Origin of the sequence: Sinorhizobium sp. 8-89 (assembly GCF_030124325.1) — a bacterium.
Classification (GTDB): Bacteria; Pseudomonadota; Alphaproteobacteria; order Rhizobiales; family Rhizobiaceae; genus Sinorhizobium.
Map to the genome: position 1 here is coordinate 165212 of NZ_JASKLR010000011.1, position 15163 is coordinate 180374.

A 15163-nucleotide genomic window follows, 5' to 3' on the forward strand; every position below is an offset into this window, starting at 1 on the left:
ATGGGTATATTGCCCGCCATTTTCTCGAATTCCCGGCACATAGCCTTTTATGTAACCCGGCTGCAGTTCACGACGCTCCTCTACTATCTGCACTGCACCAACCCGGACAACGGGCTTGTTCGCGACAAGACGCAACCCGACGCTCCGGCGAGCATTGCCGCGATCGGCATGGCCCTTGCCACAATCCCCGTGCTCGTGGAGCGGGGGATCATCATTCGCCAGTTCGCCTCGAAAATAGCGCGCCGACGGCTCAGATGTCTCCTGGAGTGTCCCCAGGGCCCTGAACCTGACGCGTCCGGCTACAAAGGCTTCTTCTATCATTTCCTTGACATCGAAACCGGCAGACGCGTGTGGGAGTGCGAATTGTCCACCATCGATTCAGCCTTCCTGTTCGCAGGAGCGCTGACTGTCGCAGCCTATTTTGAAGGGGATGCGGATGAAGAAGTCGAAATTCGCCGCCTGGCAAACGCACTTTACGAACGCGCCGACTGGAACTGGGCTTGCGATCACGGGCTCACGCTGACCCATGGCTGGCGGCCCGAAAACGGGTTCATACCCCATCGATGGCGCGGCTACGACGAAGGCCTGCTGCTCTACATCCTTGGCCTCGGTTCACCCACGCATCCGCTGCCGCCGCAATCCTATGCCGCCTACACCGAGAGCTATGAGTGGCGGAACCTCTATGGCCGAGAGTTGCTCTATTCGGGACCGCTGTTCACCCACCAGCTTTCGCATATGTGGATCGACTTCCGCGGCATCCGTGACGCATTCATGAGGGAGCACAACAGCGACTATTTCCAGAACAGCCGCCACGCGACCTTTGTCCAACAGGAATACGCCATACGCAATCCCTTGAACTTTGTCGGCTATGGCGAGCACTGCTGGGGGTTCACGGCCAGCGATGGGCCCGGTTGGACCAAGCGAAACATCGACGGCGTCGCCAGGGAGTTCTTCGACTACATCGCCCGCGGCGCTCCATACGGGCCGGACGACGGAACCGTGTCCCCGTGGGCAGTCGTCGCTTCGCTGCCATTTGCGCCGGAGATCGTCATCCCGACTGTTTGGAACTGTGCGCGCATGAATCTCGGCATGACGCGGCTCTACGGATTCAAGCCCTCCTTCAACCAGACCTACGCCGTGGAAAACAGCGAAACCGGGTGGTGGGTCAGCCCCTATCATTTCGGTATCGACCAAGGTCCCGTCGTTCTGATGATCGAAAACTACAGAACCGGGTTGCTGTGGAACATTATGCGTCGCTGCGCGCCACTGGTCGTGGGCCTGAGGCGAGCCGGCTTCTCGGGCGGCTGGTTATGAAGTGGGGTAAGCCGACTAGCGGAATGCCGACAGCACTGGACCTTCTGCAGAAAGGAAATCGCCATGAACAAGGGCTTGCTCTCTGATCAGCATGACGGGATCTCCAGAAGAGATCTCCTCGTGATGGCGGGCACTGCCGCCGCCACGCTCGCAAGCTACGGCCATACGGCGCGGGCGGCGCCTGCCGGAGGCGCCTTTGCAATTGACGAGGTCAAGCAGGGCGAGGACATCTTTGCCTATGTCAACAGGATCAAAGGAGGGTTTGATCAGACGGCTTACCAGCAGGTGATAGGCGCCGCGAACGCGTTCAAGGAAGGAGATCAAGCGATTGGCGTGGGGGCTGAAGATGAGACGACGCGAAGGAACGCTCGCACCCTTTTGGCAAACACGAAGATCGAAGACCTCCACCGGCGCCCGCTGTTTGAGGATGATCTGCAAAAATTGATCTGGCAGACGACGGACCAGCCCCAGTACGAAAAGGTCAAAGACTGGACCATGGGACAACTGAAGGAATTTCTTCTGGCCGAACCCGAGGAAAACATCAAAGGCATCATGAATGGCCTGACCAGCGACACGATAGGCTTTGTCCCGAAACTGATGAGCAATGAGGAACTGGTCTCGCTCAGTCAGAAAATCTTCAATGTAATGCCAGGTACGAGGATGGGAGCGAAGGGGTACATGGGTGCCCGGATCCAGCCCAATTCTCCTACCGATAATCCCGATGACATCGTCTGGCAGGTCTTCGATGCGTTCTCCTATGCAACCGGGGATATTGTCATCGGCACCAATCCGGTGGACAGTACGGTAGCGAGCGTCGTCGCCGTCGAACGCGCGCTCAAGGATATCGTCGATACTTTCGGGCTTGGTGAAGTGATCCCCTGGTGCGTGCTCGCACATATCGATGTCCAGGCCGAGGTCAACGACAGTTTCCCAGGAACGGTCTCCACAGTGTTCCAGAGCCTTGCTGGGACGGATGACTGCAACAAGATCTTCGACATCACCAATGAGAAAATCCTGAAGTACGCGCGCGCGAAGGAGGGGGAAAGATACGGCCTTTACTTCGAAACCGGGCAGGGTTCGGAATTCACCAACGGCGCCGCAAACGGCGTCGACATGATGGTGCTCGAGTCCCGAAAATACGGCTTCAGCAGAGCGGTGGGCATCGAACTCGCAAAGGTGCAACCCAGGGGCGCATGGCTGCATATCAACGATGTTGCCGGTTTCATCGGACCGGAGGTCTTCAAGAGCCGTGAACAACTAGTCAGATGCTGCCTCGAAGATATGGTCATGGGCAAGCTCCATGGGCTCACCATCGGTCTGGATATCTGTACGACCCTACACATGACGGTCAGCCTTGAAGACCTGGACTGGTGCCAGGATCAGATAATGCCGGCCAACCCCGCTTACCTGATTGCTCTGCCCACCAAGAACGACCCGATGTTGAGCTATCTCACCACGTCGTTCCAGGATCACGTGCGGATCAGGGAAAGATTTGGCTTCAAGGTCAACGATGCGATGTGGGACTTCTACAAGCGTATCGGGATCGTTGGCGAAGACAACAGCTACACAGCGAATTATGGAGATCCTCTCTGGGTATATTACCAGTATCGCCTCGCCAAAGGGGACGGACGTTCCAAGGACGCTATCTACGTCGAGGGCGGCCAGAAGATGCGGGAAGTTGAAGGAAGAGGTGTCGACCTGGCCACCGGGCATGGAGAGGAAATCTGGGATCTCAATGCAACGCTCGCGGCCAAGGTGAAGAGTCTCTACGACGACGCCAAGCAGTCTCTCTGGGCGGAGCTCACCCCGGAGTTTATCGCCGCCGTGCCTGACGTTGTGCCCGTCCGTACCTTATCCATGGACCGCAACGATTACATTGCCCACCCGAACACAGGTGAAACGCTGAGCCCGGATGCAATCGCGGAGATTCAACGAATAAGAGATGCGTGGGAAGGCAACATGCCCAAGGGCCAAATCGTCATCTCAGACGGTCTGAACGCCAAAGCCATCATGGACGACGGACACCTTGCGCCCTACCTCGAGGAGATGCGCCGGTTGCTCGCCGAAGCCGGTGTCACGATGAGCGACAAGAACATCATTGTCACCAGCGGAAGGGTGCGCGCCGGCTACCGGATCGGTGAAGTGCTTTTCGAAAATGCGGATCCAAACAGCTTCAGGGGCATTCTCCACGTCATCGGGGAGCGGCCTGGAACCATGCACCACGCCTACTCGGTCTACATCACCGTCGCCAAGGGCAAGCAATGGTCCGAGAAGAAGATCGATCACGACATGACGAAGCTGGTGAGCAATGTCGCAGACACTGCCTTGGCACCAAAGGAAGCTGCCAGGGAGACCTTGACCATTATCCGGGAGATCGTCGGCAAAGATGTGAATGGCAGCCGTCGTTATGGCTAATAAATGAGGGAGTAGGCACTAAGCTGGCATCGCAACGATTGAAGCCGCGCAACCTTGAACGGAGATCGTCCGGTTTTGGGAACCAGCACCAGAAATTCCGGTCGGCATGGTCCAATGACCGCAGTGGGTCGAAGGGAGCCGTTCTTCCTGAGCCCTGTGCACGGTTTGTTGCGAGGATGTTCACGTTCTGGGCTAGGAAGATCGCATAATGTATCGAAGGGAACTGCCAGCGCTGCCGTTAGAAACGGCAGCGCTCCCTACCGCTTGCACTTCTCTCAGGGCTCCAGGCCATGGTGCTGCGGTGAAGCTGCTTCGAAGATCGACTTCACTCGCTCAGCGTATTTGGCGAGTTGTCCTTCGTGTTGACTGCTGTGGAACTTGTTCTCGATGACGAACGCCCAGTTCAGCCGAGGTAAAAGAACGAAAATGTCGATTTGCTGCCATTCACGGCGAACTTCAGCGTCTCGTAGGTCAGCTTGCGCGATCTCCAACGCGGTTGGACTACCCAAGGCGCTCTGGCCTCTCATCGCCTCGCACAGGAAACCACGCAAAAATCTGTCGCTGAGACCGTGTGTCTCTCGAGGATCGAGAAGCCATGCGAGTATCGAAGAATGGCGGATCTCCATTCCGTCCATACGCATCGTCCTTATCGGATTAAACCTATTCAGATAAGCGGCAACCCGCTGCAGGTCTCTGTTATTGACAAATAGGTCTTCGAGTTCCTTTGGTGTGGGGAAAGCATAATGGGTAGTCAAGGCCGCTTTATCCCTTCGACCATCGGCGCGTGGCGTGTTATCGAACGATATCAACTATTTAAGGCTCCTTCACCCAGGTAGATAGCATATTGTGATGGAGCGAGGGTTCATATTCTTTCAAGGCGAGGGACAGGAGACATCCGGACTGGGCGGCATATTGCCGGCTTCCGGTGGTCTCAGTCGGGTGGAGAGTTCGCGTTACTGCCTCTGATCTGAACGTAGAGCCAAGGCCAACGTCAAACCGATCGGGGTTTCGCGACAACTAACAACTGTTTTCGGCTCGATGAATTCCAAGAGCATCGGACAACCGTGACGTAATCGTTTTCATCACATCGGGTGCGCTTCTATCCACGCCATAGACGAAACCAGGAAAATCCAGTGTCTTCTGGAGTGCCCAGATAGCTTCGTGCTGATCCGGCGACAGAATGTGCACTGGGTCACCGACAGCGACCCATCCGATAGGCACGGTCGAGCCCGGTTCCAACCGCGTTCGCAGGTGCACGGTTCCGTTGATGCGGACTTCCGACCCGCGCCCGATCTGCGCCCCGTGAAACACGGCTGCCCCAGTGGCGAGGAAAACTTCGACGTCAATTTGGGCGCCAACCACATGGCTGTTAGGACCAACAATACAATGGTCTCCAATGGAACAGTCATGACGACTGGTGGCTCGGATCACCGCATTCTCGAACACGATGCAATTCCGTCCGATGCGGATGGAGCCGCCGGCTTCCGCCACCAAGCGAGCACCATGCATGATTCTGCTACCTGCACCGATGGTAACATCGCCACAGACCGTCGCGTCCTGCGCAACCCAAGCATCGGAATCGATCGTTGGCGACTGTTCTTCGTAGGATAAAATCATGTTTTTTACTCCTGCCTCGATCTTGGCCGCTACGACGATGCCGAGACACTTTCGAGGTGCCAGACCTTTGCGACGATCCGCCAACCATCAATGCCTTTCACGAAGCAAAGATGATCGATGAAGACGTTCGCGTGGATCCGCAGCTTGACTTTTACGGTGGCCGCAGCCGGCGAAAGCCAATCAATTAGAATAATCTCGTCTTCGCGTTCCTGCGAGCGACTTGCGGGAGACTCACGCTTTGCAATCACCTGACGATAATCCGAAATCGGGTCCACCATGATTGCGCCTTCGTCAGCGTCGAACAGGCTGCAGGCCGGATGAAATATCTGGTCAAAGAGTGAGAGATCGCAGGTGTAGAGGGCATCGAAATAGATTTGTGTTGCGTTTAGCAGGTCGGTATCGCGGCTCATCGTGTTTCTTCCGTAGTTTGTTGGCGAGTGACCGTGTCGCATGCCGACAGCACGAGTTGCCAGCGGCAGGATTGCCAGATAAGACGGCATTCATGCCAAAAAATGAGAACCCGTGGTGTCCTGCAAACAGGCGTGTCGTCAGCCTCGTCTATGACGGCCTCTGTACCTTCGAGTTCGGGATCACGGCCGAAGTCTTTGGCTTGGATCGCCCTGAAGCAGGACCCAACTGGTATCAGTTCAAATCGGTCTCGCTGGAGGATCAGGTTCTTCATGCCTGTGGTGGCCTGACGGTCGCAGCAACAGGCACCGAGGCCGATCTGCACCGGGCCGGAACGATCATCGTCCCCGGCTGGCGCGGACCCGATGAGCCTGTACCGGACCAGATCTGTAACGCATTGGTCTGCGCTCATGCGGGCGGCGCTCGCATCGTTTCCATTTGCGGGGGCGCCTATGTGCTCGCAGCCGCCGGCTTGCTCGATGGCCGCCGTGCCACGACGCACTGGCGCTTTGCCGAGGGCTTGGCCCAACGCTACCCTGCCATCGAAATCGACGCGAGTTGCCTCTATGTCGATGAGGGTGACGTTCTTACCTCGGCCGGCAGCTCAGCGGGAATCGATCTTTGCCTGCATATCGTCCGTTCGGATTTCGGGGCGGAGCTCGCCAATACGGTGGCGCGTCGCCTCGTGATGTACAGCCATCGCCAGGGGGGACAATCCCAGTTCATAGAGCGCCCGGTGCCCATGAAGCGGGAGGCATATCGATTGTCATCGATCCTCGACCATGTTCGGGCCCACCTTCAACACCCACATACCGTCAGCTCTCTGGCCCGCCATGCCGGCATGAGTGAACGCACCTTTCAGCGCCGCTTTTGCTCATTGACGGGCTTGCCGCCGCTCAAATGGATCCTGAGGGAGCGGCTGGAGCAGGCCCGCATCCTGCTGGAGACGAGTTCCACCCCACCCAATGACATCGCGAGCGTGACCGGACTCGGAAGCGCTGAAAACCTGAGGTTTCAATTTGGCCGACACTATGGGGTTAGCCCATTGATCTATCGCAATCGTTTTGGGCAAGGGCCGGAAGGAGCACGACCGGAGACAAGTCAGGCCCTTCCAAGGCACCCTGGCTAAAATTCGTCGAACTCCGATTTCCGAGTTGATTGCGCTGCAGTTCCGCCCGCGAATGTCACGATTCATACTGCGGGATTGGCACGGCGCAAATATGGCCCGGCTTGAGTATCCGGTGAACCTGCCGAGGATAGTTGAACTGCTGCTTTCGGCGGCGGCATGCGTGTGCCGATGGCGAACAGAACTGCGCTGGCCGCCGCAAATCCAGCAAATAGCAGGAACATGCCGGGTCCGCCAAAGGCACCAAGCATGGCACCTCCGAGTGTCGGTCCTATGAAGTTCCCGATGGTCGAGAACGAGTGAGCACCAAAGTAACTGCCTCGGTTCCTGTTGTTCGAAATGCGGTCGACCAGCATGTATTCGCAAGGCACGACGAGAATCTCTCCGATCGTGAAAACAACCATCGAGGCCGCCGCTAGGCCCCAAAAGCCGGCGGCATTGAGAAAGCCGATTTCACTGAAGACAATCAAAACACAGCCGACTACGAGACCATTGAGTGCGCCCGTGCGTTCGATGAACCTCCGGGCAAACGGGTTCCCGATCAGAACCACAGCACCGTTGATCGAAACGAGATAGGCAAAGATTTCCATGCCTCCGATGATGTGTCCCGTAAGGTACGGAGCAAGTGTCGCTGACCATTGACCATATACCGCAATCAGCAATGTGCCGCCGCCGACAAAGAGAGCCAACCGTGGATCCCGTATCGCCATCTTGAGGCTCTTGAGTAGCGGCGCCGGTACGGGAGCAAGGGTATTGTCGCTTTGATGGATCGGCACGTGCAGCACGTGAAGGGCGAGCGCGAAGATCGCGTAGACGACGCCTGCAGTGATGAAGAGAGCGGTGGACGCAGCGCCAGCGGCGATCCCAATCAAGGGTCCGACGGCCCAGCCGACATTCGTGGCCGTGTAGCGCCAGGAAAAATAGTTGAGGCGTAGCGGCTCGGGGCAGACGTCACTCATTAGGGCGCGCGAAATCGGCTCATAGATCGCGAGAGCGACGGCGGCAACGATCTGAGCAATGCAAAATGCCAGAACGGTTTCGGCGAGCCCCATTCCGACCAGCGCAAGTGCCATGGAAAGCAGGGTGAGCGTCAGCACGCTCTTGCGCCCCATCCCATCCGACAGGGATCCCGCGAAGGGAGCCGCGACAGCACCCATTAGCGGGCCGATCCCCAGAAGCGCACCAATCATGGCCGGACCGAGCCCGAACGATTGTTGCAGCTTGATGGCAAGAAATGAGAGCGTCATTGCCCGCGCGATGGTCACGAGTCCTGAGCCCGCAACGAGGAACAGGACGTAGTTCAGTCTTTGTTTATCGTGGCTCATCTGCGCCCTCGGCCTCCATCGTCGTCAGCTATATTCGGATTCGCAAAATCCCGATTCTCAATCAGCTGAAACGCGGACCTTTGCAATCTGTGAAGTAAAGCTACTGCGACCACGCAAGTGATGCGGTTTTCGGGAGAGAAGCGCAACGCGAGCAACAGGAGCAGTCCGATCCCGACAGCCATCGTTGCCCAGGCTTGTGACAAGTCATCTGAATGGCTCCGCAGCCAGCCGGCCGCAAAAGGCATGATGCTGGCGATGATGTACCCGCCTCCCTGCACAAAGGCAGTGAGGCGGCCGGCGCTGGTCGGTTCGTCGGTGGTCGAGTGTGACGATCAACGACAGCGGAAACAGCGCGCCGATGCGACGATCAACTTGCCAAGTCTGGGTAGACTCACTCTGGATGAGCAAAGCGGCATTGAGAGCTGCGTCACGAGCGCTTCTGAAGAAGCAGGCGAGCCGAGGCGAAACAGCAGTGGCCGTTTCTCTGGGCGATGCCCTGCGCGTCGCATTTGCACCGAACGACACGCGAGGGAAGCACAAGTTGCTCGCTGGGTTTGAGCGTGCGATGCTCAACATCTACACAGAGGCATCCAGCTTTGGGTACCGTCCAAATGAGCTGCGGAGAATGATTCTCGAACACGGTGCCGTAGCCACTGTGCGGCGGCTCGTCATGTCACCGGCTCCGTCTCCCGGGTCATTAGACTGCTGGAGAATAATCGACTTGACCTTGCGGTAGCATCTCTTGTCCTGAAAGACGAATGGAAAGGTCTATTCGATGAAGAGGTAAGATCGGCCGCGGCGAAGAGGCTTCGGCCGTAGGACGAGGCAGCTGCCGGCATCGCTTCTTTGGCATTCTAGCGGGGAGCATTGCCGAGGACGTACGATCTACCGCTTACTTGGGTTTGGGGTTAACGAGTTGGCGCTAGGTAACACGCATGTCACGGGCTTGAAATGGTACGAGGCACAATCGGTCGCCGCGACGGGACACTACAAAAGCCACAAGGGTGAGAGGTGAGCCATGGCGCGATCCAGACGTAAGACTGCTGTCACCGGCATCACGACGGCCGAAAGCGACAAGGGTTTCAAGGTGAAGGAGCACCGGCGCGAGCGAGCAGCGTTGCGTGCGCTCGCAAGCTGTTTGGCGATCCTTGGCGGGGAGACAAGGACGGCAAGCAGTGGTTCGACGCGGCTGCGTACCCCCAGTTTATGCGCAAGTGATGCCGGGCGCCACGACCAAGCCCCCAATAATCGGCGCTGAGTGCTCTAAACAGTGACTATCGGCTGCGTAATCAAATCGGAGATCAGCATGGAGCTCTCAGAGTTTCACATAGGCGGCGACTTCTGGTGTGGTAATCGCAGATGGCGGTGTACGGACGTCGGCACGCGAACAGTTGTCGCCATCCGCATCGATCAGGTTGAAACGACGAGCCGCGACGCCGACGGCACGACCCACGAAACGCTCACGTATGAGCAGGCAAATGTGGCGGGCTGGTTTACCGACCCTCCGTATGCAGTCGCTGAGGTGGTATTCGACGAAAACGATCTTGAAGCCTGCTCGCTTGAGAGGGATGAGTTATGAACGGCCAACTGGGCGATGCTTTGATATAAGCCGTACGCGACGAACTGCTGAGCGAGAGCCTCTTCTGCGGGCTCGGCCACGCCCGCAGTGCCATTTCCGAATGGATCTACGCCTACAATACATTCCCGCCGCACTCGTCGCTCGTATACCGTACCCCGGCAGCCTATGCCGGGACCATCGCCGGAGCCGGCTCCAACGCTGCGCAAGATGAAAGCTACGCGACGATTGGCACCGGGCGTTTCTGGAAACGAGCTTCTCGGAAACACTACGAGATAGAGCACATCGGGTCTGCATTCGAGCATGACCGGCCCTACGCCCTCGCGTAACATGTAAATGCTTCTCGGCAGTTGGAGCAGGCTCCACAAACAACCCGACATAGAAAACTACTGCAAATTGTGGTAGGTCACAACTCAATCGCAGTGGGGGGCAACGGCCATGCCGATACAGGAAAATGCGATTGCGTTTATAGACGACTGCAACGGCAAGTACCAGATTAAGGCAAAAGTTCTGGGGAAGGAACCGCCGGTAAGGGCCGAAGGAAGCGCGATGCCTGGAAAGAGGCTGCGATGTTGTGGGGCGATGTTGTGTTCGTCCGCAAGTTCGTCGGCAGCAAAGTGGAGGTCTCTGCGAAGGGCCATATCCTCGAGATACCGAAGGCACGACTTACCGACGAGCCAATCCTCAATGTCTGGCAGATCGATGTCGGTCAGGGCGACGCCAGCCTGATCCGTTTTCCCGACGGCAGATGGGCGGCCATTGATCTCGGTCCCGCCCGCAGCGGATTCATCAACACGAACAGCGGGCGGACGGCTGTCGACTTCATGGCATGGATGGCTTTCGAAGACCACGGCTGGATGTTCCGCGGCGCTGCCAACGCCGACCGAACATTCCACCTCGACTGGATCGTCTTTACACACCCCGATGACGATCACATCGGGGTGTAAGCAATTCACCGACATGCTCGGCCGATATTGGAGCGTTGGGACCGTCTATCACAACGGGATGGGCCGCTTTGACGGGACACCACGGGAATGGACATCGTCGGTCGCCGGAATGTCACAACTCGGGGAAGTTAAGGGCAGTCACGAGGGCGAACTCTATCTGAGTTCGCTTATCGACGCGTTTGATGATGTGACGCTTACGAGAAACCCGATGGCGGGCGCTCGTGGAAGCTGTCCGGAAGCTGGGCGAACATTCTCAAAAAACTGCGCGATAATCGCGGAAGCACGGTGGGAGCCCTTGGACGGCTGTCCGATAAATCCAGCGGTGCTGCCCTTGGCTCGGCGCCGGTATCGGTCAGGGTGCTCGGTCCGATCGAGGACACTATCCCTGGCACAAGCGCAGTGGGGTTGTGGCTTGGCAGATAACTGTGAGAATGCGGCTGTTTCGCTTTGATTTGGCATTTAATTTGAGAATCGAGCGGTCAGAATTCTCAGGCTGACTGCCGTACACTGTTGCTATCTCATTGTATTTACGTATCTTTGTCTTCGTTCTTCATAGTAGCCGTGCGATCACGCTCCGGCGTTGGTTTCTCAAATTAAATGCCAAATGGCCGCCGTATGTCTCAAATTAAGTGGCAATTCTCAATTTATGTGTGCGTGACTAACTGTTTGAAATTATTGCAACTAGAGTCTGGCAATTAAATGGAAAGCGACACGCGACGCAAAAAACCAGCCAGCTCTGGCCAGCGAGCAGCTAGAGTTTGGTCACTCGGTACGCGCGAACATGGTCAATAAGTGCGCGCAGCTTAGGCGCCATATTCCGGCGATTGGGGAAATAGAGGAAGAACCCTGGGAACGGCGGCAGATACTCGTCCAACGCCGTGATCAAATCGCCACGATCGATGTATGGGCGAAACGTCTCTTCCAATGCGAATGTGATACCGCCGCCAGCGAGCGCAGTCCGGATCATCAGTTGCAGATCGTTTGTGGTAATCTGCGGATCAACAGCAACGTCGAAAGTTATGCCGGCCTCCTCGAACTCCCATCGGTACGGCGCTGCACTTGGAGAAGGCCGCCAACCGATACAGCGATGACGCACCAGTTCCCGAGGATGCCGTGGCATTCCGTGGATCTCGAAATATCTCGGTGTCGCGACCACCACTTCTCGCTCTTTGTTGGTTAGTGGCACCGCGACCATATCCTGCTCGATGACCTCACCCAGCCGAACTCCTGCATCGAAGCCGGCGGCAACGATATCGAATATGTCGTCGGTAACCGTGACATCGATCGTGATGCCGGGATGGGCTTCGGCGAAAGACGCGATCAGCGGGCCGGAAAGAAATTGTTCCGCAATCGATGTGACCGCGATCCGTAGCAAGCCGCTGGGTCTGGCGTCACCCGCCACGTTCTCGAATGCGGATTTTACGTCGGCTATTGGCTGAGCCAGCGTTTCACGGAAGCGGTTGCCCGCCTCGGTCAGCCGCACGCTGCGCGTCGTGCGGCTGACCAGCGCGATGCCGCAAATATCCTCAAGCCGTCTGATCGCTTGGCTCACGGCCGAGCGAGTGACGCCGAGGCGATCAGCGGCCGCCCTGAAATTCCCCTCTTCTGCGACTGCGAGAAACACTGGAACCAAGTTTAGATCGATTGTCATTGTCGTTTCTCACTAACCAATCACGTTAGCAGAAAGGGAATACAAGCGACAATCGAATTTGTCTACCTATTGCTCGTGGCCGACAGTCGCCCTAGCGGCACGGCAGACACGAAGACCGAGCATCGAAGGAGATATTCCCATGACACACATCAAATTCAGACTCGCCGCGGCTTTGGCTCTTGGCCTCTGCGCCGAACCTGTCGCTGCGCAGGATAGCTCCTGCCCTCGGGAAGGAGCCGATGCTCCTCTCGCACTCCATGCCGACTGGATCATGGAGGGTTGGGAACGCCATGAAGGCGACGGCAAGTTCGTGTTCGCGGAAAAGCTGAACCGGTATTACGACCTGGAAAACACCAAAGGGGTTTTCTACGACAATTTCGCGCCTGGCAGCACACAGCTCTTTGACCACTCCGCCCGCTATGGAGCGAACTGGGAGGCGTTGCAGAACGCTGCCCGATCGGTTCGCCACGGTCTAACCGGCGGTCACGACGCGATCGTCAGCGACACCGTTGCTTCGACGACGCTTGGCTTCGTCGGCCGCATCGATCGTCTCGACGGCAAGGTGATCGCTTTTGATGGTCGCTCGCAGCTCGGCTGGGCATGCACCGGCGGCAAATGGAAGATCCGCCATGAACTGAACTACGCCTGGGTCGTCGAGCCAGAGACCATTCAGTCTTTCCTGGGCAAGACGGAGCCGGCGCAATGACCACCCAAGCATTCTCGCACCCTTATGTCGGCATGTGGGAGACTGCAGACGGTCGCATCCGGCACCAGTTGCTCCCGAATGGCCGCTACGACGAGGCGCGCGGTTCACGCGAAAGCGCCTATCAAGGACGATACGAGGTGTCCGGAAATCATATCGAGTACTGGGACGATACCGGCTTTACGGCCGACGGCGATTTTGTCGATGACATCCTGCACCATGCCGGAATGGTTCTGTACCGCAAGCGGTAGTCCACGAATGATCACGCCTGCATATGCAGTGCCGGCGTGCTCTAATTTTCTTTCGCGCGATGCGATCGCCGGCACCCGGAAAAAACAGATTCAAGGAAGAAAGCGATGACAACGACCGATATCGAGCAGCAGCTCGAGAACTTGGCTTCGCCACGAGAGAGGGAGAGACTCCTGCGGGGTCTTGCCGTTCTGAAACAGATCGGGGGTGAGAATTTTGGGGGGCCGATAAGCCATCTTGCCAGCTTCTCGGGAGATTTGGCTCGCTTCACCATTCAATATCCCTATGGCGATGTGTTGTCGCGGGATGGCTTGGATCTGCGGACACGGCAGATTCTGACTGCCGCCACATTGTTGGCCCATGGATCGGCACAGTCTCAGCTTTCTTTTCACCTCAATGGATTGCTGAACGCCGGGGGAACCCGCGATGATGTCGTCGACCTGTTGTTTATTTCCGCGGGTCTTCTCGGATTCCCGACGGCGATCAACGCCGTTCCGATCGTCCGAGACGTTCTCGCCGCCCGGCACGAAACCAAAAACGCTACTGAGGCTCAGGCATCAGCTGCTATCCCGGACTTCCCCTCTGACCGTCTCGCTGTCCTCGATCGGATTGCGCCTGCGTTCTTGAAGTGGCGCCAACAGGTTCTCGACGAGGAGATGTTCGGCGCGGTGCATCTGGAGCCCAGGCTGGCCCATCTTGCGTCTGCCGCAATGCTGGCGGCGCGGGGGAAGGTAGGGGCGAACTTTGACGCCCATATCGCTTCGGCATTGGCTGCGGGTGCAACCGATAGTGACATTGTCGAAATGGTTATCCAACTGAGCGTCTATTCCGGGTTCCCTGCCGCGCTAAACGCTGCCGGCAGAGCAAGAAATGTCCTGGAGGCACAGGAGCGGCCCGAAGCGAGGGTCCAAAAAAGAGTCGATGCCATAAGGTATGATGATAAGCGCTTCATGCGGGGCGCCGCAACGCTTGCGGCGACATCGGGAGGATCCGGGGCCGATGTGGTCGATAGTTTCAAGGATATCGCTCCTGATCTCGGAAGACTTATAGTCGCCCACTGCTACGGCGATATCTTCTACCGCCCGGCCCTCAATCCCAAGATGCGTGAGTTGGGTGCGATCTCCGCTCTCGCCGCCCAGGGAACCGTCGCGGCAGAGAAGCCACTTGGCGTCCATATCGATGCCGCTCTCAATCTCGGGGCCGCCAGAGAAGAGATTGTCGAGACCCTCTTCAACGTCATTCCCTATGCCGGCTATCCATTGATCGAAAAAGCTCTGCTGATTGCTCAGGAGCGCATGGCGTTGTTTGAAGCCAGGCACGCGGACGACAATCCTTCATGATCACGGAAGACTATATCATGTCCTCCTACTGATCGTTTGAGGCCATAGCGCCTCCGGTCCGCTCTGGCGGCGGGCCGGTCTTTTTCACGAGCGACCTTGTGGCGCCATGCACCAAGCTTTGCAGAATCAACCAATTTGACTGGAGCGTCGTTCTCCCGTTCATCGGCCGTCATGGGCGGCATTTGCTTCATCGAACCACCAATGGAGCAGATCATGTTCAGCGATGCAGCAGTCACTTTCATTCGAACAGTACCGGGAGAGGGGGCGACCTTAGGTTCGCTCCTGGAAAAAGATGCTGTCTGCAGCTTTCGCAATTTCGCCGCTAACCTGGAGAAACCGGCTTGCGACGCAGATGCGAATTTCACTTGCCGCCGAGGGTTGAACGAGACCGGCATTGTTTTCATATCGGACGAACCCAAATGCCGCAGTGCATCATTGATGGTGGTTGCGGGCGCAGAAGTGAGCAGGGACATGTTCCATTGAAGCTCCATG

At 57.3% G+C, this 15163-nt stretch carries 14 protein-coding genes and 1 pseudogene; 10 read left to right on the forward strand and 5 right to left on the reverse strand.

Going from position 1 to position 15163, the window contains the following annotated elements; all coding sequences use genetic code 11:
* Together QN219_RS20770 and eutB are read left to right on the forward strand one after the other, a co-directional pair.
* Entirely contained in the window at positions 1 to 1314 is a 1314-nt protein-coding gene (locus QN219_RS20770) for a glucoamylase family protein (protein WP_284001773.1), read from the forward strand.
* A 63-nt stretch (positions 1315 to 1377) separates the two neighbouring features.
* The gene (eutB, locus tag QN219_RS20775) at positions 1378 to 3729 is read left to right on the forward strand and encodes an ethanolamine ammonia-lyase subunit EutB (RefSeq protein ID WP_284001775.1); all 2352 of its coding nucleotides are present in this window, start codon (positions 1378 to 1380) and stop codon (positions 3727 to 3729) included.
* 275 nt (positions 3730 to 4004) lie between these two features.
* Here the strand turns inward: eutB and QN219_RS20780 are convergent, their stop codons facing one another.
* The 3 genes from QN219_RS20780 to QN219_RS20790 form a co-directional block, all read right to left on the reverse strand.
* On the reverse strand, positions 4005 to 4538 hold the full coding sequence (locus QN219_RS20780) for a PD-(D/E)XK nuclease family protein (protein WP_284001776.1): 534 nt from the start codon (positions 4536 to 4538) through the stop codon (positions 4005 to 4007).
* 208 nt (positions 4539 to 4746) lie between these two features.
* The gene (locus QN219_RS20785; protein ID WP_284001777.1) at positions 4747 to 5346 is read right to left on the reverse strand and encodes a gamma carbonic anhydrase family protein; all 600 of its coding nucleotides are present in this window, start codon (positions 5344 to 5346) and stop codon (positions 4747 to 4749) included.
* A gap of 29 nt (positions 5347 to 5375) precedes the next feature.
* On the reverse strand, positions 5376 to 5756 hold the full coding sequence (locus tag QN219_RS20790; RefSeq protein WP_284001779.1) for a nuclear transport factor 2 family protein: 381 nt from the start codon (positions 5754 to 5756) through the stop codon (positions 5376 to 5378).
* A 71-nt stretch (positions 5757 to 5827) separates the two neighbouring features.
* Between QN219_RS20790 and ftrA the strand changes: the two genes are divergently transcribed.
* The gene (ftrA, locus tag QN219_RS20795; protein WP_405052182.1) at positions 5828 to 6883 is read left to right on the forward strand and encodes a transcriptional regulator FtrA; all 1056 of its coding nucleotides are present in this window, start codon (positions 5828 to 5830) and stop codon (positions 6881 to 6883) included.
* A 62-nt stretch (positions 6884 to 6945) separates the two neighbouring features.
* Here ftrA and QN219_RS20800 read toward each other — a convergent pair whose 3' ends face one another.
* Positions 6946 to 8205, reverse strand: coding sequence for an MFS transporter (locus QN219_RS20800; RefSeq protein WP_284001783.1), 1260 nt, complete (start codon positions 8203 to 8205; stop codon positions 6946 to 6948).
* 1306 nt (positions 8206 to 9511) lie between these two features.
* Between QN219_RS20800 and QN219_RS20805 the strand changes: the two genes are divergently transcribed.
* From QN219_RS20805 to QN219_RS20815, 3 genes and pseudogenes are all read left to right on the forward strand, one after another.
* Positions 9512 to 9784: a hypothetical protein gene (locus tag QN219_RS20805; RefSeq protein WP_284001785.1), complete on the forward strand. Its 273-nt coding sequence runs from the start codon at positions 9512 to 9514 to the stop codon at positions 9782 to 9784.
* Positions 9785 to 9816: 32 nt separating this feature from the next.
* Positions 9817 to 10005: pseudogene (locus QN219_RS20810) on the forward strand (integrase core domain-containing protein); the annotation flags it as partial.
* 345 nt (positions 10006 to 10350) lie between these two features.
* Positions 10351 to 10728: a hypothetical protein gene (locus tag QN219_RS20815; protein WP_284001787.1), complete on the forward strand. Its 378-nt coding sequence runs from the start codon at positions 10351 to 10353 to the stop codon at positions 10726 to 10728.
* 751 nt (positions 10729 to 11479) lie between these two features.
* Here the strand turns inward: QN219_RS20815 and QN219_RS20820 are convergent.
* The gene (locus QN219_RS20820; protein ID WP_284001789.1) at positions 11480 to 12379 is read right to left on the reverse strand and encodes a LysR family transcriptional regulator; all 900 of its coding nucleotides are present in this window, start codon (positions 12377 to 12379) and stop codon (positions 11480 to 11482) included.
* A gap of 139 nt (positions 12380 to 12518) precedes the next feature.
* Here QN219_RS20820 and QN219_RS20825 point away from each other — a divergent pair, with 139 nt between their 5' ends.
* From QN219_RS20825 to QN219_RS20840, 4 genes are all read left to right on the forward strand, one after another.
* Positions 12519 to 13085, forward strand: a complete 567-nt coding sequence (locus tag QN219_RS20825; protein WP_284001791.1) for a hypothetical protein — start codon at positions 12519 to 12521, stop codon at positions 13083 to 13085.
* Positions 13082 to 13333: an Atu4866 domain-containing protein gene (locus QN219_RS20830; RefSeq protein ID WP_097540402.1), complete on the forward strand. Its 252-nt coding sequence runs from the start codon at positions 13082 to 13084 to the stop codon at positions 13331 to 13333. Before QN219_RS20825 ends, QN219_RS20830 begins: the two co-directional genes overlap by 4 nt.
* 105 nt (positions 13334 to 13438) lie before the next feature.
* A complete protein-coding gene (locus QN219_RS20835; RefSeq protein WP_284001792.1) occupies positions 13439 to 14671 on the forward strand; it encodes a carboxymuconolactone decarboxylase family protein in 1233 nt (410 codons plus the stop codon).
* 96 nt (positions 14672 to 14767) lie between these two features.
* The gene (locus QN219_RS20840; RefSeq protein WP_284001794.1) at positions 14768 to 15154 is read left to right on the forward strand and encodes a hypothetical protein; all 387 of its coding nucleotides are present in this window, start codon (positions 14768 to 14770) and stop codon (positions 15152 to 15154) included.
* The last annotated feature ends 9 nt before the right edge of the window (positions 15155 to 15163 follow it).